Origin of the sequence: Neobacillus nitrireducens (assembly GCF_030915405.1) — a bacterium.
Taxonomy (GTDB): domain Bacteria; phylum Bacillota; class Bacilli; order Bacillales; family Cytobacillaceae; genus Neobacillus.
On the sequence record NZ_CP133262.1, the window covers coordinates 2,183,207 to 2,209,176 of the forward strand.

Genomic DNA, 25,970 nt, shown 5'->3' on the forward strand with positions numbered 1-25,970 from the left:
TTCCTTAATGTCAGCGTATCAAAGTCAGGGCTCACTACACAAATATCCTGCATCACTAGCTGACTTTTTCTCGATCAAATACCACGCGAGCAACAAAGGCGGCTGGTAGTGTATAACCTATCAAGGCCTCGGTGACAGTAATAATTCTTCCTAAACCATGGGGAATGACATCCCCATTTCCAACTGAAAATAAAGTCATTGCACTAAAATAAAAGCTTGTTTCAAAAATATTCTGGTGATCTTGGGTATTTACCTCCCTTAACAACGGCATTCCGATCAATTCAAAAAGTAAATAAATAAGACCAAAACCAATAATAACAGTTAAATAAACTGAACCTAAATATAAAAAGTTATCAATGGATACTAATTTCCCTTTTACGGTATTTGGAACAAAGAGCGTCCTTAAGCTCATAAAGATGCACAAAATAACGAGTGGCAGCAAGAAAAAAAACACACAGATCACCTCAATTTAACATCTGATATTTAATTTCTATGCACGCTTGGCCAATATAATATCAAATTCTAGTTAATTGCCGGCACCTCGGTATTTTTTTACCCCTTGATTCCAAAGCATGACGGACAGGACGAAGAAAACAACTCCAATCACAGGAGTTAAAAAAGAGTACCAAAACCATTCCTTTTTGCCGAGGAAAAATGCAGCTGGATAAACGCCAACAAAAGCAAATGGCATCACCCACGTTAGTACAAAACGAATAAGTTTATTATAGATATTAACGGGATACCGTCCATAATTGCTAATATTGTACATCATCGGCATAAGCGAGGTGCGTGCATCTGCCCAAAAGCTAATACAGGCAATCATGATGAACACCCCACCATAAACCAATGCCCCACCAAGCACAAAAACAATAAACAAGAACGGGTCGAACCAATGGACCTCTAGCCCTAATCGACTACCTGCATAAAACATGACAGCAAGTCCCGTGATCGCCCCTAATAATGATTCCATTTCAATTCGTTCAAGAATAATTTGAAAGAGACTGTGTATCGGCCTGGTTAAGATACGGTCTAACTCCCCCTTAACGATATAGCGTTCATTAAAATCCCATATGTTAAAGAAGGCAGAAAAAACTGCAGAAGGAACTAGAAAAAATCCATAGATGAAGATGATTTCATCTCTATTCCAGCCATTTAGTAAATTGGTATGTCCAAAGACAACCAATATGAAGATAAGATTTATAGCTTGCGATAGTAAATCAGAAAAAAACTCTACAAATATATCTGCTCGATATTGAAGTCTTGTTTTTAAATATTGAGATAAGTATTGAAAAAACATCGAAATATAAAACAACTTTTAGCCCCCTTGAATAATCAGTTGTTTTTTCGCCAAGGACCAAAGGATTTGGATGGGAAAAAATAAAATGATTACCCAAACAAATTGTTGAGAAATTGCTTCAAGTGCTTGGGTATGGGAAAAACCTTTTGTAACAATCATACTAGGAAAATAACTAATTCCTTGAAAGGGAAGATATTTCATCACATCTTGTGCCCAGCCTGGAAAAAAACTAATCGGCAATAATAGTCCTGAAAATAAATCAATAACGACACGTTTTGCCCGAATGAGCCCGGAGTTATTATATAAGAAGAAAGTAGTAATCCCCGTTAATAAATTCAATTCAGTGTTTATAAAGAAACTTAACAGGATGGAGAGCGCAAATAATCCCCAGACACTTAAATCCCATGTAAATTCTATGGGAAAGACAAAATAAACAATCAGCATTCCAGGCATTGAAAAGAAGAATAGCCTAAAAATCCCTTCCCCCAAGCCCTGCATCGTTTTCATTCCGAGATAATTATAGGGTCGGATTAATTCAATCGCCACTTTTCCTTCCATAATTTCTAATGCCATTTCACGATCGAGATTGTTAAAGTAAAATGCACGGGCCATCCAGGAAATTGCTACATAGGTGGTCATCTGTGTGACAGAAAGACCAACGATATGTTCCTTAGAGCCATAGATCGCAGACCACAAAAAATAATAGGCTCCAATGTTAATACTATAGATTAGAATTCCTGTGTAATAGTTGGTCCGGTATGCAAGCATCATTAAAAAGCGGATTCTAATCATTTCAAGGTATTTATCCACTTACACTGCACCCTTTTCATAGATATTTCGAATGATTTCTTCTGTAGAGGTTTCGTTTATTTTAATATCTTTTATTTTAAATGCGGCGACTACCTTGGCAATGACCTGTGAAATAAGTTCATCATTATCTTCTAATGCTGCTGTAAAAATTTGCTCTTTTTCGTCCTGCTCCCACTTAACAGGTATCCCTCGGGTGAGATTTAGCAGTTCAGAAACTCCGACATGCTCAAGGAACTGAAACTGAAGTTCCTTTCCTTCTCCCCATTTCTCCTGAAGATTCTTTAGTGCACCATCATAAATAACCTTTCCTTCGTCAAGCATAATCACCCGTTCGCATAATGCCTCAATATCCGTTAAATCATGTGTGGTTAGGAGAATGGTCGTCTGATATTTCTCATTAATTTCTTTTAAAAAATCACGAATCTTTAACTTAACGAGCACATCTAAGCCGATCGTCGGTTCATCCAAAAACAATAATGGAGGGTTGTGAATCAATGCGGCTGCAAGCTCACACCTCATTCTTTGGCCAAGAGATAATTTCCGCACGGGCTTATCTAAGAGCGGCTCAATATCTAAAGTCTGGATGACATGATTCATGTGGCTGTTATAATCTTCATCTGACACCTTATACACCTTTTTCAAAAGGCGAAAGGATTCCTGAACCGCTATATCCCACCATAATTGTGATCGTTGTCCAAAAACAACTCCAATGGTTTGGACAAATCTTTCCCGTTCTTTATGTGGGTTCATTCCGTTTACGGTGATTTGCCCGGAAGAAGGTGTCAAAATTCCTGTCAGCATTTTAATCGTTGTTGATTTACCAGCACCATTTTCACCAATATATCCGACCATTTCACCCTTTTTCACTAAAAAATTAATATCATTTACAGCTGGAACCACTTTATAATTTCTTGTTAGTAAATCTCGAAATGCCCCTTTTAAGCCCGTCCGACTGGAATAGGACTTAAATTCTTTTCGTAAGTTTTTTACTTCAATTACATTTTCCATTTTTTCCTCCCGAATCAATGCCTAAAAGGATAGTTTAGCCAAATAAGACTGATAAAACAACACTCAAGCACTTCAATAACTTTCCGAAAAGTGAAAACACATTCGGGAAATGAGGAAAAGTGATAAAATAAGTAAGAATCAGATGAAGGAGGAAAAAATATGAAATTTACTAATTCAGAAAGATTACATAATGAAGCACTTGAACACATTGTTGGCGGCGTTAACAGTCCCTCTCGGTCCTACAAAGCTGTTGGCGGCGGTGCCCCTGTTGTCATGGAACGCGCTCAAGGTGCATATTTCTGGGATGTCGACGGTAATCAGTATATCGATTATCTTGCAGCCTATGGTCCAATTATTACAGGCCATGCCCACCCGCATATTACAGAAGCAATCAAATATGCGGCTGAAAGTGGCGTCCTTTATGGTACACCAACACCGCATGAAGTGAAATTTGCTAAAATGTTAAAAGATGCGATTCCTTCGATGGAAAAGGTTCGTTTTGTTAACTCAGGCACAGAAGGCGTAATGACGACTATACGTGTGGCCCGTGCTTATACCGGACGCGATAAAATTATCAAATTTGCCGGCTGTTATCACGGACACTCTGACCTCGTCCTTGTCGCTGCAGGCTCAGGGCCATCTACTTTAGGCACGCCGGATTCTGCCGGTGTACCAAAAAGCATCGCTCAAGAAGTAATTACAGTACCATTCAATGATATCGAGCCCTTTAAAGAAGCGATGGCTAAATGGGGCGACCAAATTGCTGCGGTCCTCGTGGAACCAATTGTTGGCAACTTCGGGATTGTTGAACCGAAACCAGACTTCCTACAACAGGTTAATGACATTACCCATACAGCAGGCGCACTCGTGATTTATGATGAAGTCATCACGGCTTTCCGCTTTATGTACGGCGGCGCCCAAGATTTATTAGGGGTTCAGCCAGATTTAACAGTGTTAGGCAAAATCATAGGCGGCGGCCTGCCAATCGGTGCCTACGGTGGACGGAAGGAAATCATGGAAACTGTTGCTCCGCTCGGACCTGCCTATCAAGCAGGAACGATGGCAGGGAACCCTGCTTCCATCCTTTCAGGAATCGCCTGTCTTGAAGTATTAAAGCAAGAAGGTATTTATGATTATTTAGACCGTTTAGGTGCGATGCTTGAAGAGGGAATTTTAGAGGCTGCAAAGGAAAACAATATTCATATAACAATAAATCGTTTGAAAGGAGCTTTAACGGTTTATTTTACAAATGAAAAAATAGAAAATTATGTGCAAGCTGAAAATACAGACGGTGAAACATTTGCAAAATTCTTTAAGCATATGCTGCACCAAGGAATAAACCTTGCTCCTTCCAAATATGAAGCGTGGTTCTTGACTATTGCACATACAAAAGAGGATGTTGAAGCAACTTTACACGCAGTTAGAAATGCATTTTCCTCACTTTCTAACGAATAAATATACACCATTTATGCAAAAAAGGAAGTGGATATCACTTCCTTTTTTTATTATTAATCATTTGAAAACGTTTACAATTATACATTTCCTCAATTATCCAACACAAATTTGGATCTATTTTCTTATCCAAAATAATGTATATTTATTTGATTTCTGAAAATTCTTATGATATTATTAATCTATTATTTTTACCCTTTTACTTTATACCTCGTTAAAGTATCAACCGAGTACAAACTACAACCAAATACAATATTCATAAACTTTAAGTTTCATAGGAGGTGAAAGAGGCCTTAGCGAAATTTGCTAAAGCCTAATATGATGACACAAAAATGGACCCCTTCCCTATTCAAAGATTTCCACAAACAAGAACATGATGCCTGCGGGATTGTCGCATGTCTTGAAAAATCAAAGCATCCAACCAGAAAAAATATTTTTGATTGTATAAACGCTTTAGTAACAATGAACCATCGTGCTGGTTTTATTAACGGAGAAGGCGATGGCGTAGGTATTCATACGGATATCCCTGTTGCACTTTGGAAAGAAAAACTGCTCCAGGCCGGTCAGGAACCAACACTTGCTGAAAAAGAGGAATTTGCTGTTGGTCATGTTTTTGTTAGCCAAAAAGCAAATTGGAAGACTACGAAACAAGAATTAATAAACAAGTTAGAAAAATACGGCTTTGATTTAATCTATGAAACAGATAAAGTAACCGATACTTCGGCTCTTGGTCCAATCGCTATTCAGGAAAATCCTGTGTTTTGGCAATTCGCCTGTCTTTCCGCTCAAAAGGGACAGGAATTAACGAAGGCCCTTTTCGATGCTTTAGTTGATTTAGAAACAAACGAACTAGTTCATGTCGCTTCACTAAGTCAGAACCATGTGGTTTATAAGGTAATGGGTGCTGGGGATATTCTTCCGCGTTTCTATCATGACCTTGCAAATCCACTTGTTGCATCAACAATGACACTCGGACATAATCGCTATTCTACAAACACACTTTCAAGCTTTTTCCGTGTCCAACCATTTAGTGTTCTCGGGCATAATGGAGAAATCAATACAATTGCAAAGCTTCGCGACGAAGCTAAAATGATTGGTGTACCGCTAGTCAAAGATGGCAGTGACTCTCAAGATTTAAGCCGGACAATGGAAACATTAATTTGCCGTGAAGGTTATTCTTTATTTGAAGCAATGGATGTTTTATTCCCGCCAATTATCAATGAAATTAAGGCATATCCTGAAAATCTACAAGATCTATATACTTATCTGAGGGAAGCCTGGGGACACTTTGCCCAAGGTCCTGCAGGAATTATCTCTAGATTTGGCGATGAAGCTGTATTCAGTGTCGATGCTCTCGGTCTCCGTCCACTTTGGATGCTTGAAATTGATAGCTCGTATCTGTTTTCCTCAGAACCGGGAATCATTTCTTCAAGCGAATATGTTAATGATCCAAAGCCTTTAGCACCAGGTGAAAAGGTTGGCTTTAAATGGAACGATGATACGCTAGAAGTATATGAACAAGCACGTTTTCAAAATGAGGTCTACACTCGCTTTTCTGAAAAGTTAAATATCAGCGAGGTGAGGGCGCGTTTGCTTCCTCCTTCATTAGGTAAGACAGTTACAATGAATTATCCTGACAAAATCCATAATGGACAATATAAAGCTTTCGGCTGGGAACGCGATCATATCCAATTAATCGAGCAAATGGCAGAAAAAGGTGTGGAGCCCATTCGTTCATTGGGCCACGATGCCCCACTTGCTGCGCTTAACCCTGAACGAAAAAATATTGCTGATTATTTTAAAGAGAGTGTGGCTGTCGTTACGAATCCTGCAATTGACCGGGACCGCGAAACTGAACATTTTTCCACTCGAGTAATTATTGGAAAGCGACCAACTTTATTTAATAAAGAAAATAGTGAGACTGTGATTGAATTGACCACTCCTTTATTATTGGAAGGAAAAGCAGGCTATAGTCTTTCCGAAGGTTTAGGGCAGCCAAGTTTTGATCAAGTTGTTCATCATTTTCAGGAACAAAAGCTAGTAACCTTTATTTCTACAACCTTCAAAAAAGAAGAAAAGTTGGAGCATGCATTAGAAAGACTTGCAACTGAAGCAGTCCAAGCGGTGCAGGCTGGGAAGACATTACTTGTCCTTGATGATGCAACAGCACATCAGGAAGATTCCTATTGGATTGACCCACATTTAGTAACATCGGTCATTGATCAAGCACTTGTTAAAGCGGAAATAAGAAGAGATTGTTCTTTAGTTCTTCGCTCTGGAGCTATTCGTTCACTTCATGACATGATTACTGCTTTTGGATTAGGTGCCGATTTAATTAGTCCATATTACATGTTCCTTACAGTTCTTGACGAGACAACAAAGCCTTTAACAAATCTATATAGTGCTTTAACTAAAGGATTGGAAAAAGTAATTTCAACCATAGGTATACATGAACTGAGAGGTTATGGTCGTCTTTTCTCAAGTATCGGATTACATGAAGAAATCGCTAACCTATTAAACATCGTTAACTTCTTTGGATCGAAGGAACTTGAAACAGATTTTGAAGCGATGAAACTTGATGCTCTGTCCAGAGCTGAGGATTATCACAATGAAAAGGAAAGAGTCGGAAAGACGTTCCACCTCTTCCCACGGATTTGGAAAGCAATTGGTGAAGTAGCAGCTACAGGTGATTATAGTAGTTATCGTGATAAAATCTCTGAACAAGAAACAGAGAATCCAACAACAATTCGCCATTTAATTCAACTTAAAAAGAGTAGTAAATCGCTAACACCGGCAGAAGTGGATCTTTGTGTTGGAGACCATGATTTACCGTTCCTTATTTCTTCTATGTCCTTTGGTTCACAGAATGAAACTGCATTCAGAGCTTATGCCGAAGGTGCAGACCGGTTAAATATGGTCAGCCTAAATGGTGAAGGCGGAGAAATCAAGGATATGCTCGGTAAATATCCAAAAACAAGAGGACAGCAAATTGCCTCCGGTAGATTTGGCGTTAATGCGGAACTCCTTAACTCTTCGAACCTATTAGAAATTAAAATTGGTCAGGGTGCGAAGCCTGGTGAAGGCGGACATTTACCTGGTTCTAAGGTTACCGCAAAAGTTGCCGAAGCACGTAATGCAACGCTTGGTTCTGATTTGATTTCACCATCAAACAACCATGATATCTACTCAATTGAAGATTTAGCACAAATGATCCTTGAATTAAAAACGGCAAACGACCAAGCAAAAATTGCTGTTAAAGTTCCAGTTGTTCCAAATATCGGAACGATCGCTGTTGGTATTGCTAAAGCAGGTGCAGATATTATCACTTTAAGTGGTTTTGATGGCGGTACGGGGGCAGCCAGAATTCATGCCCTTCAGCATGTTGGTTTACCAGTAGAAATTGGTGTTAAAGCAGCACACAATGCCCTGCTTGAAAGCGGACTTCGTCATAAAGTAGAAATCTGGGCGGATGGCGGCATGAAGAGCGCTATGGATGTTATGAAAATCATGCTGCTTGGTGCAAACCGAGTTGGTTTCGGTACACTTTCCATGCTGGCAATTGGTTGTACGACCTGCCGCGGCTGTCATTTAGACACCTGTCATGTTGGTATCGCAACTCAAATTGAATCAGAAGCACAAGCAAAAGAACACGGCTTAAGACGTTTTGTTCCACGCCAATTGGAATTAGCAGTACAAGGAATTATGAATCTATTTACAGCTTTTGGGACAGAGTTGCAGACAATTGCAGCATCGGTTGGTATTCGTAATTTACAGGATGCAGTAGGTCGGTCTGATTTATTAGAACAAATGAAGGGTCAAGGTCAGCTTAGCCTCTCCTATTTGTTAAAGCCATTAGAAATTAGCCAATTTGCAATCACAAATGCCTCGAAATCAATTGAAGAAGTTCAAATGCAGGTTGCCGTGGGCGCAGAGTATCTTGATGGCAGTGTCGATCAATTACACTCTTCCCGTGAATTCGCAAGTGTCACATCGGAACAGCGTGTATTAGGCAGCCGTGTTTCCTGTCACCGTGTTCGCGGAAGACTTGATGGTTCTTACAAGCAGCTTCCAGCAGTGCAACTAAAATATAAGGGCGGTTCCATTCCCGGAAATGGTTTGGGTGCTTATAATAGTGAAGGAATTGACATCACTGTAAATGGCGGCGGTCAAGACGGAGTAGGTAAAACATCTTTTGGTGGAAATATCTATATCCTAAAATCAAAAGGTAAAGATGGTCAATTTTATAATGGTTCCGTCGGAAAAGGGTTCGGTTACGGTGCTCAAAAAGGGCTTCTTGTTGCACAAGGAAATGCAGATGCACGTGCAGGGATTAGACTTTCAGGTGCTGACTTAATCATCGGCGGAGCTGTGAAAAAGCCACTTCCAGAAAAAGAAGCAGGTAATATTGGTTCAAATGCTAATATTAAAGGCTTTGCCTTTGAATATATGACAAATGGCCGCGGCCTTGTACTGGGCGACCCGGGTCCATGGATTTGTGCAGGAATGACGGGCGGGGTTGTCTATATTCGCCAGCAACCTGATATGGGACTAACAAAAGATGCAATTCAAAGAAGAATTGCCAAAGGGGCAAAGGTTTCAGTTGTTGATTTAAACGAAAAAGGCAAACAAGATATTAACGAGCTATTAACCAAGTATACTGACTTGCTTGAACAGAATGGTCAGGCTGACGAAGCTAATCAACTTCGTGCCCTGCTAACAGATTTAGAAAAGCAATTTGTGCAGGTCCTGCCTGTCAAAGAACAAGCAGATCCGTCTGTATCAACGGAATGATTTAAAAATATTACTAGAAACGCCCGCTGCTCCCAGCGGGCGTTTTTTCACATTACATTATCCTTTCACAAATGAAATATAAATTCATATAATATCTCTTGATTCTCTTAGTTAATCCATGTATAGTAAAAATTTGCTTACAAGAAAACATTTTGAAAGGAAACCATTCTGAATGAAGTTAGGTGCCCGCATCTTAAAAACGGGAATTGCTATTGTATTATCCCTTTACTTAGGTCAATTATTACACTCGCCCTCACCTGTATTCGCTGGCATTGCTGCCATATTTGCCATTCAACCAACCATATATCGTTCCTATTTAACTATTATTGAACAGATACAAGGTAATATCATTGGTGCTTTACTTGCTGTTATTTTTGTTCTTCTGTTAGGAAATCATATTATCGTCATTGGCTTGGCAGCAATTATTGTGATAGGCATTAATTTAAAGCTTAAACTCGAGAACACGATTGGATTATCGCTTGTTACATTAATATCCATCATGGAAACACCAGGTGGCGATTTCATACCATTTGCCGGAATCCGTTTCTCCACTATTATGATCGGGGTATTTTCAGCATTTCTAGTCAATCTTGTCTTTATGCCACCCAAGTATGAAAATAAACTTTATTTTAGTGTAACAAACACAACGGAAGAAATTATTAGATGGATCCGTTTAAGCACCAGGCATGATTTCGATCATAATCTCCTTAAAACAGATATAGATAAATTAAAAGAGAATATTATCCAAATGAGTCAGTTTTATTCTATGTACAAAGAAGAACGCAGTTATTTTAAGAAAAATAGTTTGGAAAAATCACGTAAGCTTGTTATTTATCGACAAATGCATTCTGCGGCAAAAAAGGCGCTTGAAACGTTAAAAAAGCTCCATCGTTTTGAGAATGAGCTATTGCACCTGCCGGATAACTTCCAACTATCGATTCAGGAACAATTGGATTGTCTCATTTATCATCATGAACAACTCATGCTTAGATTTATTGGAAAAATTCCAAATCCTCCTGGCGATACAGAAAATTCAAATTGCCTGAACAATAAGGAATTATTCGATTTATTTCTACTTCACCAACAAGCATTTACCGATCATGATAATCCGCATCTTTATCATACTATGCAAATCGTCGCCTCAATTATTGATTACGGTGAACAGGTTGAACATCTCGATACATTGATTACAAGCTTTTATTCATATCATCATAATGAAGTATCAATCGAAAAAGAAAGTATATAAAAAGAAACCGAAGCAAATTAACTTGCCTCGGTTTCTTTATGTTCTAACTGCTGGACCTGAAAAAGTTTATAATAATTTCCTTGCTTCGCCATTAACTCCTCATGTGTCCCCACTTCTACGATTTGCCCATGTTCAATCAAGACAATTCGATTCGCATGTGTAATCGTCGATAAGCGGTGAGCAACAATAAACGTAGTTCTGTCCTTTGCTAGTTCCTCAAGTGACTCTTGTATCGCATGCTCACTCTCTAAATCTAGTGCAGATGTTGCCTCATCAAGAATTAAGATCGGTGGATTTTTCAAAAAGACACGGGCAATTGCCACACGTTGTTTCTGACCTCCTGAAAGCTTCACCCCACGCTCGCCGACCTTGGTGTTGTATCCTTCAGACAGATTCAAGATAAACTCGTCCGCATTTGCCGCTTTCGCTGCCAAGTATACCTCTTCTTTCGTGGCACCCGGCTTCCCTAACAAAATATTATCCATCACTGATTCACTAAATAAAATATTATCTTGAAAAACGACACCAATTTTGTCTCTTAAGGATTGAACCTTAAATTGGCGGATATCTACTCCATCTAAGGTAATATTTCCTTCGGTCACATCATAAAATCGGGGAATCAGACTGACAAGTGTAGATTTCCCACCACCGCTCATACCTACAAGAGCAATGGTTTCCCCCTTTTTTACATGTAAGGTAATCCCTTTCAAAACCATTTCCTCTTTTGATTCGTAAGAAAAAGATACATTATTAAACGAAATATCACCATGGACCTTGCTGCACACTTGTGCATTAGGCTCGTCAACGATATCATATTTTTCATCCAAAAATTCGAATACACGGTCCATGGATGCAAACGATTGAGTAATGGTTGTCGAGGAGTTCACCAATCTTCGCAGCGGACTGTATAGCTTGTCAATATAGGCAAAAAACGCAACCATCGTTCCAAGCGATAGTTGATGCAAAATGACAAGGTAAGCTGAATAGCCAATCACGATTAATGGAGCAATATCGGTAATGGTATTAACCGCGGAAAAGGCTTTTGCATTCCAGCTAGTATGCTGCAAAGCCTTTTCTAAAAAGTTTTTATTTTGTTTATCAAATTGACCTTGTTCATATTCTTCAATCGCAAAGCTTTTAATTACCGGCATCCCTTGGACACGCTCATGTAAATAGCTTTGAACCTCTGCTAGGGCTTGGGAACGCATGCGCGTCAGCCTCCGTAAATTTCCAAAGAAGTACCGGATCGAAAAGGCATAGAGCGGAAATAGTAAAATCGATACAAATGTCAGTTTAGCGCTCATAGAAAACATTAGAATAATTGCAATAATGATTGTGGCAATATCCAGCCAGAGATTCATTAATCCTGAAATGACAAATGTTTTTGTCTGTTCCACATCATTAATTACGCGTGAGATAATTTCTCCTGCACGTGTATTAGAAAAATACTTAAAGCTTAGCTTTTGAATGTGGGTATACATAGCATCACGAATATCATAAAGAATTTTACTTGATGTCCATTGGGCAAAGTATTGGCGGTAATATTCGATCGGCGGCCTCAAGACGACAAAAATAACAATCATTACACCCAGAACGAACATTAATTTATTAATTTTCTCATCACGGGCTAGACTGTGACTTCCAACAATGTCATCCACAACATACTTTATCAACATTGGGATCATAAGAGGAATAGAAAATTTTATGACTCCGATTATAATTGTCCCTATCACCTGCAGTCGATAGGGTTTTACAAATTGCAAGTACCTGCGAATACTGTTCAAGTTGTCCCTCCTTTCAGAATCTTCATTAATAAGCAAATAAAAACCTGTTGATTACATCAACAGGCGCTTATTCTTAGCTGCCATCCTAACGTCTGTAGGTTAAATAACGTTCATACCAGATATCGATAAAATCTGGAGCAAAAGGGCCATTCCGCTGCCGAATCCATTGAATCAGCTTTTCAACATTTCTTTTAAGAATTTGATCAATCGGAGCTGGGTAGTTCATTTCCCGACGATGGCGTTCATACTCGTCTTCGTCTAATAAATTAAAGGTCATATCAGGAAATACCTTGATATCGAGATCATAATCAATATACTTAAGTGCTTCGCCATCAAAAATAAATGGTGAACTGATATTACAGTAATAATAGATACCATCCTCACGAATCATTCCAATCACATTGAACCAATATTGTGAATGAAAATAACAAATAGCTGGTTCTCTTGTGATCCAGGTCCTCCCATCTGATTCTGTCACAAGCGTTCGGTCATTGCCTCCAATTACCAAATTCTGTGTCCCTTTTAAAACGGTTGTTTCTTCCCAGACGCGATGGATGTGCCCATTGTGCTTATAACTATGTATTTGCATTGGTTCACCTTCGATGGGTACGCCCATGTTTCTCCCCTACCTTCATTCCTGAACGCTTTGTAACCTATTCTTAACCAATATATAAATAAATAATGACAAAAGGTAACAAAGTACAATTCCTATTTCTTATTATTATAACGGTTGAGAGCACATTTTAAAACAAAAGAGCCATATTTCGATGGCTCTTTGTAAAAATTTGCGAATTTTTTTTGATATTTTTGCATTATTACCTAAAAAGATGATGATAAATTCATTTCCCGATAGGAATTAATTACCTCTTCTGTCTGCTTTTCAAAAATGGTCTGGATCTCTTTCAACTCTTTTTTCATCAGTTGAATATCAGATTGAACACTTTCAAGATCCGTAGCTTTTTGCAATGTCTGTAGTTCTTCTTCGATTTGTTGACAACGTTCAAGTTCTCCTTGAAGATATAGCAATTTGTCCATCGTCACCAATTGATCGGAAACTAATCGGTTAAAATGATCCATTTCCCTCACCGCCTTATTATTAGTACCTAATATGTATTCTCGAATAAGTTTTATTCTCCTTTGACAACATATGTAGACTTTAGAGAAGTTTTGTCGAATAAGAACTTGAACCAACAGAAGAAGACACTCTAAACGATTCTAGAGTGCCTTCTGGGTAACTTATTATTAGCTTTGACCAAATTGGCCATTGCCTTGGTTTTTACGTGCTTGTGACTGTTGGTTTTGTTGTCTTACTTCTTGAGCATCAGTTTGGCTCGCAAATTCAGTTCCAAACTGGCCTGAAGATCCTTGGGAACCTTGAGCTGAGGCTGCATTTTGTTTTCTTACTTCAGCAGCATTTGTCTCACTCGCAAATTCAGTTCCAAATGAGCCTTGCGATCCGGATTGAGATTGAGCGTTTTGTTGTCTAACTTCCTGGATGTTAGTTCCAGCTGAAGTTTTGTTTGGCTGTTGATTGAATTTTGCCATTGATATCACCTCCACGAATATAATGTAACCATGCTTCGAGGAGATTATCCGCAAAAAGTATTATTTAGAAATAATTAAACAAGTAATGAAATTCCACCATCAATAATAATGGTTTGTCCCCTGATCATGCTTGATTCTTCTGATAAAAGGAACATCACACAGTTAACCATGTCATCTATCTCGACCATTCTTCCAGCAGGAGTTTTATCCTTTGCTTCTTGAAGAAGTTCTTCCCGATTGGGAAAATGTTTTAATGCTTCCGTATCAATAGCGCCGCCTGAGACGGCATTAACCACGATATTCTTCGATGCCAGTTCAACTGCCAAATATCTTGTTAGTGCCTCTAAAGCTGCTTTAGAAACCCCTACAACGGTATAATTTTCTAAATAACGGATGGAACCAAGTGAACTGATGCTGACAATTTTTCCGCCGCCATTTCTTTCCATCAATTTTGCTGCTTCCTGTGCACAGAATAACAAGGCTTTGCTATTTATGTTCATAGTCCAATCCCAGTGGGATTCTTCTAACTCCATTACTGGACGCTGAACTCCTGATGCGGCATTATTGACAAATACATCCAAGCGGCCAAATTCCGCTTCGATTTGTGTGAACATATCTTTTATTTTTTCAACATCACCCACATTGGCTTTTACCACTAGCACTTTTCTTCCTAATGCTTCTATTTGTTCAGCTGTTTCAAGAGCACCTTTTTTACTTCTTGCATAATTTATAACGATATCATATCCAGCTGCAGCTAAGCGTAGTGCAGTCGCCTTGCCGATTCCCCTGCTGCTTCCTGTAATAAGTGCTACTTTTTGAGTCATCTAACTATTCCCTTCTATATTCAAGTATTGTTATCATTTTAACTTTTCCGGGAATAGAAGACAATTATTATAAAACACTAAAGAGTATATAACCCTTGAAAGGAAGATGCAGAGATGTATGTTGGACGAGATATGACTGAACTTTCAATGATGGCGAAATCCGACTGGAAGACGAGTGAACTTGCTTTTTTCCATCACTCCTTACAGCAAATTACTCCCTATTTAAATAGTGAGGGACAAACGATCCATCGCGAAATTATTAAAGAAATTGAAAATCGCGGCGGAATCAACCGTCACGAAGCAGATTATACCCATGGAACGAAAACAGTATATGATTGAAAAAACGCCGCTCATGCGGCGTTCATTCTATTTGATATTCGTGATAAAGCTTGAGCATTTTTTGTGAAGATACTGGGAAAGCGAACTCTTCCATTTCTTCGAATGAAACAAGCTTCCATTCTTCACTTTCCTGAAAGGCAGAAATTACCGTCCCTGAATACACTTTAATATTCCAGACTAAGTGCAAAAGGTATGTTGAATTTGTCCAATAATTCTCTCGAGTTTTACATTTACATCAAGCGAACTCTGGAACAATTCAACAATTTGCTCCCGCTCCTTTTGTAAGGGATGATGGATTTCTACATTAGGGAATTCCCATAAGTTCGCAAGTAGACCTGTTGATGGACGCTTGTGAATTAACACCTTTTTATTTTCATCCATTAATATCGCTGCAGCAAGTTGAACGTCTCGTGTCTTGGCTTTTTTTGTCTTTATCGGCAGTTCATTTTGAACTCCCTCATCAAAAGCTTGGCAATGGTCTCGTACTGGACATAATAAGCATGAAGGAGAGGTTGGCGTACAAATTAACGCCCCCAACTCCATTAATGCCTGGTTGAATGAAGATGGGTCTTCATGTGAAATTAACTGTCGCACTGCTTTTTCAAAAATCTTGCGCGAAGATGATTTGGCAATATCATCCCAGATGGAAAGGACTCTTGAAATTACCCTCATTACGTTTCCATCGACAGCAGGCTCAGGAATTCCGTAGGCAATACTTAATATGGCACCTGCCGTATACGGTCCAACCCCTTTTAGTCTGGCAATCTCTTCCGGGGTGTTTGGCACTTCACCGTTATATTTCTCGCTTACTTCCTGCACAGCCGATTGTAAATTGCGAACCCTTGAATAATATCCCAGTCCTTCCCAGGCCTTTAGCACCTTATCTTCCTCTGCCTTGGCAAGGTCTTCAATCGTGGGAAACCATTCGATAAAGCGATTAAAATAAGGAATGACCGTATCGACTCTTGTTTGTTGGAGCATAATTTCTGAGACCCATATTTTGTATGGGTCTTGGTCCTTTCGCCAGGGCAAGTCCCGTTGTTCCTGTTTAAACCAGGAAATCAAATCATTTTGAAAAGCATATATATTGATTTTTTCTAAATTTTTTAGTTCAATAATCATAACTTTTATTCCTCTCAGGTGTAGTTAAACTATATGAAAAAAGGCAATATAATAAATAATGTATTTCGTTTTACGATAATTCAAATTGTTTCGTTTGACAAGAACTATATTAAAGGAGGATTTCCTTTTGGATACAGGAACTCATGTTGTCATGGGTATTGCTCTTGGTGGTCTCGCTACACTCGATCCCGTAGTATTTAGCAGTCATGCAACCACGACGAGTGTCTTAATTGCAACCATTGCCGGGTCGCAAATACCTGATATTGATACGGTTTTGAAGCTAAGGAATAATGCCATATACATTCGCAATCATCGAGGGATTACCCACTCCATCCCTGCTGTAATCTTGTGGCCACTCGTCCTGTTAGCCGTTATCTATCCATTTTTCCCTGATGCCAATCTTTTTCATTTATGGGCTTGGACCTTTGCAGCAGTTTTTATCCATGTATTTGTTGATATATTTAACGCATACGGTACGCAGGCTCTAAGACCATTTTCTACAAAATGGGTGGCCCTGGGTGTAATAAATACGTTTGACCCGATTATCTTTGGGATTCATATCCTTGGAATAGCTATTTGGTTGTTAGGAGCCGATCCGGGTTATACTTTTTTGATCATGTATGCAGTTATTGTAGCTTACTATCTCGCTCGTTTTAGAGCAAAAAATAGGGTTTTGGGTGAGGTAAGAAGAATTATTCCCAATGCAACAGAAATAATTATTGCACCCACGATGAGGTTTCATCAATGGAGAATTGCTGCCATGAACAAGGAACAATTTTTTGTTGGAAAAGCAATTAATAACCAAGTGGAAATTTTAGATCATTTTAACCGCATTCCTGTACCAAAAACACCCGTAATCGAGGCGGCCAAAAAGGATAAAAACCTTTCTGCATTTTTATCCTTTTCACCAGTCTACCGGTGGGAAGTCGATGAATACATTGATTTTTACGAAGTGCGATTTATTGACTTACGCTATCGGAGCAATGGACACTATCCGTTTGTGGCCGTCGTTCAATTAGATTGTAACTTGAAGCCAATTAGCTCTTATACGGGGTGGGTGTTTAGTGAGAAAAAATTACGAAAAAAATTAAGCATCATTCCAAGTTAAAAAGCGGTGACTTTGTCACTCGCTTTTTTAGTTGAAGCTATTTTTATCTTGTTTTAAATAATCCTTATATTTAGGGTTTGTTGCTGCAAATTCATGCAGTTTATCCCCGTAGTTTTCAATCCATTGCCTTACAATTCTTTCAGCCATTTCACTGCCCATATATTCCCTGCCTGCCTTTGCATGGGTCGTTTCAAAATCTTCCCAAAGAAGCTCGACCCAGGTTCGTGCTTGGTTATAAGAGAGTTGCTTGTTTTTATCTAATAGCATTTTTGTTAATCGTTCATGATAATCATTCATGTCTTCACCTCATTGCCAATTTCTTTTAACATAACCTATTTTAAAAAAGCAGATACTATCTTTACGTGGTAAGCATTGAGAATGCTTTGCTTTTCACGTGTTCTCATTCCCTTGATGGAGGTACAGCATGAGAAATAAAGCAACGAATTTCCCAAATCAAAATAATAACAAGCTCGAGGGAGAGCCAAGAGCAAAAGCAGAATATGCTTCAAAAAGAGCAGACGGCACGATAAATACCCATCCACAAGAGCGGATGCGTGCATCAGGTGAACGCGATGATGAGTCACCACAAGTTTATAAATAATCGATTTTAGGTAAACACAAGACAAGCCAGAGGGGTTTACTCTCTGGTTTGTCCTATGATTACTTTTGCTTATTCAACAGTGAAATGGGTAAAGCCTCTTCTTTTCCATTCCCTGAAAGTCGGTACCCCCAAGCGAATACACCATTCATATAATCAATTTTAAAATATTGTCCCGGGTCCCCTTCAATTTCATAAATTTCCCCAGCTTTAAACAAGTTAGGGTCAATAAGGTACGCTCTCGCCATTTGAACTTTTCTTTCAAGCACGGCAAACTCATTCACCATACCCATTTGTTCGGCCTTTCTTGCTTGCTCTTGAAGCGTGCCAATTTCCTGTCTTAACTCATGTTCCGTCATCGTACTATATCGTTTCTCTTGTTGCATATTATCTCACTCCCCTTATACCTCTATTTTAGTATATTATAATAGTATTAATAAAGGCAGAACTTTTGTACAAAGGAGATTACTTATGAAGACGATCATTATTACAGGCGCAGGCTCAGGCTTAGGAAAAGAAATAGCGCATCTCTTATCGCAACAAGATTATCACCTACTGTTAACAGGTCGGGCACTTGAAAAATTAATCACAACAAAAGAAGAAATTATCGCGTTGGGAGGAAGAGCTGATATTCTCCAACTAGATATAGGAAAAGCTGAAGATATTTCGCAAAAAGTGGAAGAAATAAGCCACACATATACTAATATATACGGTTTAGTTAATAATGCAGGTGTGGGTCATTTTGGTTCATTTGTGGAAATGGATGAACATCATATAACTGAAATGATTAATACAAATATTTTAGGGACATTGTTAATGACTAGAGCAATTTTACCTCTGTTACTTAAGGGATCTGAGGGACGAATCATGAATATCATTTCCACAGCCGGTTTGCGTGGAAAAGTGAATGAGGCAGTATATGCTGCCAGTAAATTTGCAGTACGAGGCTTTACAGAGAGTCTACAGAAAGAGTACGAAGGTAGTGGGATTAAATTTAATGCGGTCTATATGGGTGGAATGGACACACCATTTTGGGATAATAATGACCACGTTAAGGATACCTCCCGTTTCCGTTCACCAAGGGAAGTTGCTGAAATTATTATCGAGCAAATGGACCAAGACGAAATTCTAATCGAAAGTAAAAAATCATGACGCTTTTGTCATGATTTTTTACTTTCAGATAAGTAGGTTTCAATGAGCTCAATCGGGAAGCCTTTTCGATATAAAGCCTGCTTCATCTTTTGTTCGTATTCAAAGCCATTGTATTTATTAAACTTTCGATGGGCCTTCTCAGCCTGAAATCGGATCGCTTCTATTTCCTCATCCGCTTCGTTATTTATCCAAGTTTCATTAACTGCAATATTTATGATTTCAAAAGAATACCCTTTTCTAAGGAGCAAATTCTCAAGCTTTTGTTTTTGAATCTTTAGTGAGTCCTTTGCTTCCTTATCAAAAAACTTAACACTTATTTTTGTTGCCTTCTCGATTTGCTGCTCCAAAGGAAATTCTTTTAATGACTGATTGAGAATACCTTCAGCAATTCCTTTTTCCTTCAGCTCCATTTTGATTACACTTGGACCTTTATCCGTGGTATTGGCTTGAGTTCGTACATAAGCTAAGGCGAACTCTTCGTCATTTATGTATTTCAGTGAAATTAATTTATGAAGAATTTCAGTGATGACAGGTTCATCTATTTCTTTTGTCAAAAGATAATCCTTTATTTCCTTTTCCGATCTCATTCTTCTAGCCAAATAATGAATAGCCTTGTTGTATGCTTTGCGAATGTCGTCTTGATATTGAATTTCCACAAAAGAAAAATCATCAAGCTCCATTCCCTTTTTTAATTGAAATTTTATTAGCACATCACTGTCAACACTAAAGGCAAATTCCTCACCCTTACCCTTGCCGTAATCCATAAAGATATTGAAGCGGTCCGTATTTTTCTGCTGTGTGGTGATCTTTGTAATAATAGCCACGTTATTCACCTCAATAATACTTTACCATATTCCACTTTATATATTGTAAGATTAACGTGATAAGGAGGCGAAAAAATGAAAATTACGATAGCTGGCGGAACAGGCTTTGTAGGCAAAGCTCTAACAGACCAATTGTTGAAAGACAATCATGAAGTAATGATTCTATCAAGACAAACCAAAGACACAAGTCCTGCCGATGGAATTCGATACGTTCCATGGCTTAATGATAGTTCAAGCTCTATTCAAGAACTCGAAGGTACTGATATTTTTATCAACCTGGCAGGCGAATCGATTAATAGTGGACGTTGGACAACACAAAGAAAAGAAGAGATCTTAAACAGCCGTTTAGCCTCTGTTCAAGCACTGTTAGGTATCATGAATAAATTAGACAGAAAACCACAAGCCCTCATTAATGCAAGCGCCATTGGGGTTTATGGAACATCTGAAGAAAAAACTTTCATTGAAAAAGATAACCATGGATTCGGCAATGATTTCTTATCTCAAACTGTAAGCCAATGGGAAAACGAGGCAAACAAGGCTGCCCAATTAGGGATACGTACGGTCTTATGCAGGTTTGGAATTATCCTGGATAAACAGCAAGGAGCCTTGCCAAAAATAGCTTTCCCTTATCAATCATTTATTGGTGGTCCGATTGGTAATGGACATCAGTGGATGTCTTGGATTCATATCGAGGATGTGATTCACGCGATATCTTTTATAATTGAAAATGAACAAATACAGGGACCCATCAATTTCACGGCACCGAACCCCGTAACAATGAGTGAATTTGGAAAAACATTGGCACAGGTATTACACCGGCCCTATTGGCTCCCCGTCCCAAGGTTTGCATTAAAACTACTCTTAGGTGAAATGAGCACATTAGTTGTGGAGGGTCAGAAAGTTTTACCAGAGATGCTTTTAGAAAATGGTTATCAATTTATGTATCCAGATTTAAAAATGGCTTTGAAAAATATATTTTCTTAAAAAAAGTATCATTCCTTTCTCCAAAGGTAAAAATGGAAATAAGTACATAATGTGCTTTTATTTTTTACCACATAGCTTGATGACGATTAACGAAAAAAATGTTGAAAGGAATGAGCAAAATGGCGGAAAAAAGAAAAAAGATAAGGATCGCGGCAAATACTCCCTAACGAGTATGCAGGAGGTCTCTTATCAAAGAGAATTTAAAATGGCAGACCGCGCAGGCGGATATCACGACAAGAAAACAAGACTTTAGAAAGAAAAGCGCAAGCGCCTTGCTGAAGTTTTTTCCATTCATGGTTAGCTTCCTAATTGTAAATGATAGTAAAGGGAGCAATCCAGCTCCTCTAAGTTAACCATGGAAGGGGTTTTTAGAAATGGGACGTATGCATAATAGTGGAACTGGTAATAGTAACAAAAGTTCACTTCCACAAACACCTAAGAACCTAAAAACGGATGGAAAAGACGTAGAATACTCGGCAGAATTTGCGGATCATGCTGACTTAGAGGCACTTGCTCGTGCCAACGCTGCAAATCAACGTGTAAAAACAAGAAAATAATTTAAGCAAAAAAGAAGAAGCAGGATCTCCTGCTTCTTTTAATATAATAAAGGGGGAAAACTAAAATTAGCGAGTTCAAAGAGAGGCATTATAATTGTTGAACTCGTTTAAAAACAAACCTGTTAAGCGAAAATATGTGAATTGCTTCACTATATTCTCTACTTTTTTAATATACTCTACTCATTATAAATTGCCAATGACTTTCACAGTTTTTTAACATATTAATGTTAGAAATTTGAATAGAATGTGAACTAAACAAGTTGATCGTATTAGTAATGCAATAATCCTACCAAGAACAAATAGTTGATAAAACATGTGAGGTATTGTGGGTAATGTGTATAAGTCTGTGGAAGGCTTATATTATAGGAATTTAGATGTGGATAAAAAGGTGGATAACTAAGTGAACAGTACTTCTAATCAATTGGGGCTATTTTTTGAAACTAGAGGTTTGTAATCATCTGTATAGGTGATTGTTTCTCCCCATTCCATAAGATCATTATCGGCAATCTTCCAGGTATGGTTTTCGGCATCATTCCTAATAACCGCGAAATGATAGCGATCCGTTGAATAGACAGAAAACCCCTTTTCTTTACATTCTTTAATGAAAAAATAATCCTCTGCCCGATTGACTTTTTCAAATTGAACCTGTTGAAATACCTCTTTTCTAAACATTAATGTTGCTCCAGCAACGGTGTCAGTGACTGCATTCTCATTACCTGAAACATGGATCAAGGCCTTCTTATTTTTAAAATAAATATAAACTGAGCTTTTTCCGATAATAGAAATATCTTTATTATTAAAGGCACCCATCGAACTTTTAATGTAGTCAGAGCCGTAATAGTCGTCATCATCAAATTTTGCAATAATATCATAATTTGATTTCATTATCCCAAAATTTAAGCAGTCGCCTAAGGCTGCTCTTTCATGTAGTTGATAAATCTGGACATTACGATATTTTTTTGCCTTTTTAATCCATCGATCAATATCCATGGAATCCTTATTTAGGATGATGATAAGCTCCTTATCCTTCCAGGATTGCCGTTTATAATTTCTGAAAACATTATTGATATTTTCCTCTCTTATGGTACAAGTAATAATGGAAACCACACGCTCACTCCTTCAACTAGCTAGGGGATTTTTTGATTAAGAGTTCATGACCTTTTCCAAAAGGTAAGTTAAATTTGTAAAGTTTTTCATTCCCTTGATAGAATTAATATCCACTTGAAGCTCCTTTCTATCGACTGAGCTAAAGCCAGCAGCCCCCAAGATATTTATGTGGCGGATGTCGACTTGTAGTATAAGGATGATTGTTTCAAGAATATGAATGAATTTTTCTTGGAATTTTTGAAACCGCTCAGGATCGGATTGAAGGAGCAGTTTATACTCCCCTAATACCTTATTCATCGTTAATAAATCTGCAAGTCCGCAAATTTCTAATCCAAGAATAAGAATATCGATCTCATGATGCTTTTTAATAAAAAGTCCTAAGTTGTTAATCGCCTCTTCCCATTTACTTTCACCTACAGGATGTTCTTGATGGTACGTTTTCAAATCTTCTCTAATAATAAAGTTAGCACCCATTTTATATAAACGATATCCTAATTCCCAATCTTCATATCCGTACTGGACAAAATCTTCATCCAATAACCCTGCCTGAATAATCAGCTCTTTACGAATGGAAACATTCCCTGTAAGAAATGCCATCCAAGGAAATTCAAAACCTTCTAAGTCAGCAGCAAAGTTGCGTGTTATTGATTGGAACCAAGGGTAGGCTTTAACACCTAAATCCTTGAAAACCTGCTTTTCAATATCACTTTTTTTTAACAACGGGTACGGCTCTTTACATGGGTACTTTAAGTTTTTTAACCTTGAATAAATCTCTTTATTTCTTTTGGTTAATGACGTAATTTGGTTGATATTCTCTTTGGTGAATTCAGGAAAGATACTAGAGTAAATAACTTTTGAATGCATTGCTCCTGATAAAATTAGATTAGTTTTTGACTGGTGGAGCCTATAATGGTTTTCAACAAACTCAGGTTCTGTTATCATTTCAGCATCAAGAAAGATCAAAAGGCTCCCTCTTGCTGAACGAATACCTAAATTTCGAACCTTCGCTCTTCCTAGATTCTTTTTACTACGAATATACTTAAAATGGTATGGAGGAGTGTATCCACGTAGTTTTTCTTCCGTTTGGTCTGTTGAAGCATCATCAATAAAGATTACTTCCATTTTTGAAAGATTGAAGGTCTGCTGTTCTAGTGAAAAGAGAGTAAAAAGATTTAGTGGATATTTATTTAGAGAAGGAATAATAATACTGACTTCAATACCGTGGTTATTCTTTTCTTGGATGTTTTTATTTTGACTCTCCTTCGGGCTTGGGTCCGTTTTATTTTGGGAGTTTTTGTTTGGTGTATTTGTCCTTTGTGTATCAAGTTCATTAACAGGTGGGACCGGACAAATACCGTATAGTCCTGCTTCGCTTCCAGTAAGCTTTTTATTCAAATAGTCATTAAGATTATGTTCTGTTCTGCAATGATCCCAAAGTACAATCTCTTTGATATCTCCATTAAAGAATAGACCAGGCTGCCCACCTATCAGCCCAGCAGGGTAGACAAGAGTTTGAGGACTTTGTTCACCTTTTTTAACAAACTTACCATTGACGTATAGCTGCGGCTCTCGATTATCATAGACCACAGCAATATGAACGAGGTCATTAATTCTTCCTTCATAAACTAACACTGCGTAGATATCTTCCGAAGTATGTTCATAGACCGTTATGCCATTTAGTCCAACAGAAACACTAATCCCCGCATCATTTTCAGATAGCCCTTGTCCTGGCCCAATGATATAGTTTTTACCATTTACCCCTGCTGGCTTCTCGCGTGTTTGCTTATCGATGCGATGAACACTCTCAGGTAATACCCAAAATTCATAGGTGAATGTGTTTTTTAGATTTGTTAATAAACGTCCATTTAAGTTATTCCCTAACATGACGCACCTCTTCAATTTACTTTTTATGAATAACTAGTCCATTTGGTCGAGCTTTTACACAATATGAATACCATTTGATTTTGACTAGACTTCTCCCCAGATTTAAAATGATTTGTTCACTTTTTTTGAAGAAATGACATGCAAACAAAAAAAAGAGCGCCTTTCGGCTTCTCCTTTTCCAGGAATAACTGCTATTATGGTGATATTAAACTAGAGGGCTGCTAGTGTTATTTCTTCATATTTCCTTTCTATTTTATAGCCATCTATTATTTGAAAGTAGTACGCTTCCTCCTGCTGATTCATTACCTTTTCAACTTCTTCCCTAGCTGCCTTAATAATCGCGATCTCGTCGGTAGCTTGAGCCACCCATGTGATTAAAGGGTTTTTATTATTCTTAGGTAGACCTTTAATTAACCATAATTCTTTTACCTGTCCTATTTCCTCTCCATAATTTCCTGCTGTTGTTTTTGTAAAATTCTTATTTGACGGTTGATGTTGACAGACATAGACTAAATCCTCGATAACTGCACTTGCCGTTGGAAACATTCCCGCTCCAGGTCCTTGTAACGTAATGCTGCCTACAATATCGGATTGAACATTCACAGCATTTTCTACCCCTTCAATATGATAAAAAGGATGTGTTTTCCCAACTAGGACTGGTTTAACCGTTGCACGTATTTGATTACCTGCTTTAGTAATACTCGCGACATGTTTAAACCTTAAACCAAATTTTTCAGCGGCATCAATTAAATTACTTGTAATCGTTGTAATCCCTTCACGTTCAACATCCTGCCAATTTGGCTCTTCTCCAAAAGCAATTCTGCTGAGAATCATTGTTTTAAAAAAGGCATCAAAGCCCTCCACATCATTGGTTGGGTCTGCTTCAGCATACCCTTTCTTTTGCGCTAAACTTAGGGCATCAGCAAATGACTGCTTTCTCTTGCGCATTTCTGTTAGGATAAAATTCGATGTCCCATTTAGTATTCCTTGTATGAGAGAAACGCGGTTAACATTTAATAACTGCCTTAAGGTTTGAATAACAGGGATTCCACCCGCAACAGTCGCTTCATAACCTACTGAAACGTTATGACTGTCTGCTAACTCAAGTAGCTCTTTACCATGGTGAGCAAACATCTCTTTATTTGCTGTGATAATGTGGCAGCCTCTTTGAATCGCTTGTTTTAAAAATGTATAGGGTGGTTCCTTGTCGACGATTGCCTCGATCACAACATCCAACTGGGGGAGGTGTAAAATTTCATTGAAATCTGAAGTAATTAGAACCTCTTCATCAATATTTCTCTTTTTCTGCTTATTTCTAATTAGAACAGCAGCAACTTCAACCTTACTCCCTAACACTCTCTCGAGCTCTTCCCCATGTGATTGAATCGTTTGATAAACCCCTTCCCCGACTGTTCCAAAACCTAGAATTGCCACTTTAATTACAGACATGTTGATATCCACCCTTCAATTAAATTAGACACGACCAATAGTTATTTATTTTAATATCATATAAATAGGAAAAACCCTCTTCATAAGAA

At 38.2% G+C, this 25,970-nt stretch carries 26 protein-coding genes; 10 read left to right on the top strand and 16 right to left on the bottom strand.

Going from position 1 to position 25,970, the window contains the following annotated elements; all coding sequences use genetic code 11:
* Window positions 1-55 precede the first annotated feature (55 nt).
* The 4 genes from RCG22_RS10615 to RCG22_RS10630 form a co-directional block, all read right to left on the bottom strand.
* Window positions 56-412, bottom strand: a complete 357-nt coding sequence (locus RCG22_RS10615) for a potassium channel family protein (protein ID WP_098263657.1) — start codon at window positions 410-412, stop codon at window positions 56-58.
* 114 nt (window positions 413-526) lie between these two features.
* On the bottom strand, window positions 527-1,312 hold the full coding sequence (locus RCG22_RS10620) for an ABC transporter permease (RefSeq protein ID WP_308106779.1): 786 nt from the start codon (window positions 1,310-1,312) through the stop codon (window positions 527-529).
* Window positions 1,313-1,315: 3 nt separating this feature from the next.
* Window positions 1,316-2,107 carry an ABC transporter permease gene (locus tag RCG22_RS10625; protein ID WP_308106780.1) on the bottom strand — a complete coding sequence of 264 codons (792 nt, stop codon included), beginning with the start codon at window positions 2,105-2,107 and terminating at the stop codon, window positions 1,316-1,318.
* The gene (locus RCG22_RS10630; protein ID WP_308106781.1) at window positions 2,108-3,115 is read right to left on the bottom strand and encodes an ABC transporter ATP-binding protein; all 1,008 of its coding nucleotides are present in this window, start codon (window positions 3,113-3,115) and stop codon (window positions 2,108-2,110) included. It abuts the gene before it with no gap.
* A 159-nt stretch (window positions 3,116-3,274) separates the two neighbouring features.
* Here RCG22_RS10630 and RCG22_RS10635 point away from each other — a divergent pair, with 159 nt between their 5' ends.
* The 3 genes from RCG22_RS10635 to RCG22_RS10645 all read left to right on the top strand — a co-directional run bounded on the left by RCG22_RS10635 (window position 3,275) and on the right by RCG22_RS10645 (window position 10,604).
* Complete coding sequence (locus tag RCG22_RS10635) at window positions 3,275-4,570, top strand: glutamate-1-semialdehyde 2,1-aminomutase (protein ID WP_308106782.1); 1,296 nt, start codon at window positions 3,275-3,277, stop codon at window positions 4,568-4,570.
* 318 nt (window positions 4,571-4,888) lie between these two features.
* Window positions 4,889-9,358, top strand: a complete 4,470-nt coding sequence (locus RCG22_RS10640; protein ID WP_308106783.1) for a glutamate synthase-related protein — start codon at window positions 4,889-4,891, stop codon at window positions 9,356-9,358.
* 172 nt (window positions 9,359-9,530) lie between these two features.
* Window positions 9,531-10,604 (top strand): FUSC family protein, encoded by a 1,074-nt coding sequence (locus tag RCG22_RS10645; RefSeq protein WP_308106784.1) that lies wholly within the window; start codon window positions 9,531-9,533, stop codon window positions 10,602-10,604.
* A gap of 17 nt (window positions 10,605-10,621) precedes the next feature.
* Here the strand turns inward: RCG22_RS10645 and RCG22_RS10650 are convergent, their stop codons facing one another.
* The 5 genes from RCG22_RS10650 to fabL form a co-directional block, all read right to left on the bottom strand.
* Window positions 10,622-12,388, bottom strand: coding sequence for an ABC transporter ATP-binding protein (locus RCG22_RS10650; protein WP_308106785.1), 1,767 nt, complete (start codon window positions 12,386-12,388; stop codon window positions 10,622-10,624).
* 85 nt (window positions 12,389-12,473) lie between these two features.
* Window positions 12,474-13,004 carry a nucleoside tri-diphosphate phosphatase gene (gene ntdP / locus RCG22_RS10655; protein WP_066251596.1) on the bottom strand — a complete coding sequence of 177 codons (531 nt, stop codon included), beginning with the start codon at window positions 13,002-13,004 and terminating at the stop codon, window positions 12,474-12,476.
* A gap of 203 nt (window positions 13,005-13,207) precedes the next feature.
* Window positions 13,208-13,465 (bottom strand): YgaB family protein, encoded by a 258-nt coding sequence (locus tag RCG22_RS10660; RefSeq protein WP_098263469.1) that lies wholly within the window; start codon window positions 13,463-13,465, stop codon window positions 13,208-13,210.
* Window positions 13,466-13,630: 165 nt separating this feature from the next.
* Complete coding sequence (locus RCG22_RS10665) at window positions 13,631-13,933, bottom strand: gamma-type small acid-soluble spore protein (protein WP_098263470.1); 303 nt, start codon at window positions 13,931-13,933, stop codon at window positions 13,631-13,633.
* 74 nt (window positions 13,934-14,007) lie between these two features.
* Window positions 14,008-14,757 (bottom strand): enoyl-[acyl-carrier-protein] reductase FabL, encoded by a 750-nt coding sequence (gene fabL, locus RCG22_RS10670; protein ID WP_098263471.1) that lies wholly within the window; start codon window positions 14,755-14,757, stop codon window positions 14,008-14,010.
* Window positions 14,758-14,871: 114 nt separating this feature from the next.
* On the opposite strand from fabL, the gene RCG22_RS10675 reads away from it, so the two are divergent.
* Complete coding sequence (locus RCG22_RS10675) at window positions 14,872-15,096, top strand: hypothetical protein (protein ID WP_308106786.1); 225 nt, start codon at window positions 14,872-14,874, stop codon at window positions 15,094-15,096.
* Window positions 15,097-15,273: 177 nt separating this feature from the next.
* Here the strand turns inward: RCG22_RS10675 and mutY are convergent, their stop codons facing one another.
* A complete protein-coding gene (mutY, locus tag RCG22_RS10680; protein WP_374049440.1) occupies window positions 15,274-16,218 on the bottom strand; it encodes an A/G-specific adenine glycosylase in 945 nt (314 codons plus the stop codon).
* A gap of 127 nt (window positions 16,219-16,345) precedes the next feature.
* Here mutY and RCG22_RS10685 point away from each other — a divergent pair, with 127 nt between their 5' ends.
* Window positions 16,346-17,326: a metal-dependent hydrolase gene (locus RCG22_RS10685; protein ID WP_098263474.1), complete on the top strand. Its 981-nt coding sequence runs from the start codon at window positions 16,346-16,348 to the stop codon at window positions 17,324-17,326.
* Between the two features lie 27 nt (window positions 17,327-17,353).
* Here the strand turns inward: RCG22_RS10685 and RCG22_RS10690 are convergent, their stop codons facing one another.
* Complete coding sequence (locus RCG22_RS10690; RefSeq protein WP_308106787.1) at window positions 17,354-17,623, bottom strand: YfhJ family protein; 270 nt, start codon at window positions 17,621-17,623, stop codon at window positions 17,354-17,356.
* Between the two features lie 127 nt (window positions 17,624-17,750).
* On the opposite strand from RCG22_RS10690, the gene RCG22_RS10695 reads away from it, so the two are divergent.
* Window positions 17,751-17,927, top strand: a complete 177-nt coding sequence (locus RCG22_RS10695) for a small, acid-soluble spore protein K (RefSeq protein ID WP_066251576.1) — start codon at window positions 17,751-17,753, stop codon at window positions 17,925-17,927.
* Between the two features lie 59 nt (window positions 17,928-17,986).
* Here RCG22_RS10695 and RCG22_RS10700 read toward each other — a convergent pair whose 3' ends face one another.
* Window positions 17,987-18,310 (bottom strand): YfhH family protein, encoded by a 324-nt coding sequence (locus tag RCG22_RS10700; RefSeq protein WP_098263476.1) that lies wholly within the window; start codon window positions 18,308-18,310, stop codon window positions 17,987-17,989.
* 85 nt (window positions 18,311-18,395) lie between these two features.
* Here RCG22_RS10700 and RCG22_RS10705 point away from each other — a divergent pair, with 85 nt between their 5' ends.
* Window positions 18,396-19,076 carry an SDR family NAD(P)-dependent oxidoreductase gene (locus RCG22_RS10705; RefSeq protein ID WP_308106788.1) on the top strand — a complete coding sequence of 227 codons (681 nt, stop codon included), beginning with the start codon at window positions 18,396-18,398 and terminating at the stop codon, window positions 19,074-19,076.
* 8 nt (window positions 19,077-19,084) lie between these two features.
* Here RCG22_RS10705 and recX read toward each other — a convergent pair whose 3' ends face one another.
* Window positions 19,085-19,900: a recombination regulator RecX gene (recX, locus tag RCG22_RS10710; RefSeq protein ID WP_308106789.1), complete on the bottom strand. Its 816-nt coding sequence runs from the start codon at window positions 19,898-19,900 to the stop codon at window positions 19,085-19,087.
* Between the two features lie 75 nt (window positions 19,901-19,975).
* Here recX and RCG22_RS10715 point away from each other — a divergent pair, with 75 nt between their 5' ends.
* The 3 genes from RCG22_RS10715 (at window position 19,976) to RCG22_RS10725 (ending at window position 21,441) form a co-directional block, all read left to right on the top strand.
* A complete protein-coding gene (locus RCG22_RS10715; protein WP_308106790.1) occupies window positions 19,976-20,884 on the top strand; it encodes a TIGR01777 family oxidoreductase in 909 nt (302 codons plus the stop codon).
* Window positions 20,885-20,963: 79 nt separating this feature from the next.
* On the top strand, window positions 20,964-21,137 hold the full coding sequence (locus RCG22_RS10720; RefSeq protein WP_374049441.1) for a YfhE family protein: 174 nt from the start codon (window positions 20,964-20,966) through the stop codon (window positions 21,135-21,137).
* Between the two features lie 121 nt (window positions 21,138-21,258).
* Window positions 21,259-21,441, top strand: a complete 183-nt coding sequence (locus RCG22_RS10725; protein ID WP_098263480.1) for a YfhD family protein — start codon at window positions 21,259-21,261, stop codon at window positions 21,439-21,441.
* Window positions 21,442-21,858: 417 nt separating this feature from the next.
* Here the strand turns inward: RCG22_RS10725 and RCG22_RS10730 are convergent, their stop codons facing one another.
* From RCG22_RS10730 to RCG22_RS10740, 3 genes are all read right to left on the bottom strand, one after another.
* A complete protein-coding gene (locus RCG22_RS10730; RefSeq protein WP_308106791.1) occupies window positions 21,859-22,548 on the bottom strand; it encodes a glycosyltransferase family 2 protein in 690 nt (229 codons plus the stop codon).
* A 36-nt stretch (window positions 22,549-22,584) separates the two neighbouring features.
* Complete coding sequence (locus RCG22_RS10735; RefSeq protein ID WP_308106792.1) at window positions 22,585-24,432, bottom strand: glycosyltransferase; 1,848 nt, start codon at window positions 24,430-24,432, stop codon at window positions 22,585-22,587.
* A 210-nt stretch (window positions 24,433-24,642) separates the two neighbouring features.
* Window positions 24,643-25,881, bottom strand: coding sequence for a homoserine dehydrogenase (locus RCG22_RS10740; RefSeq protein WP_308106793.1), 1,239 nt, complete (start codon window positions 25,879-25,881; stop codon window positions 24,643-24,645).
* Between the last annotated feature and the right edge of the window lie 89 nt (window positions 25,882-25,970).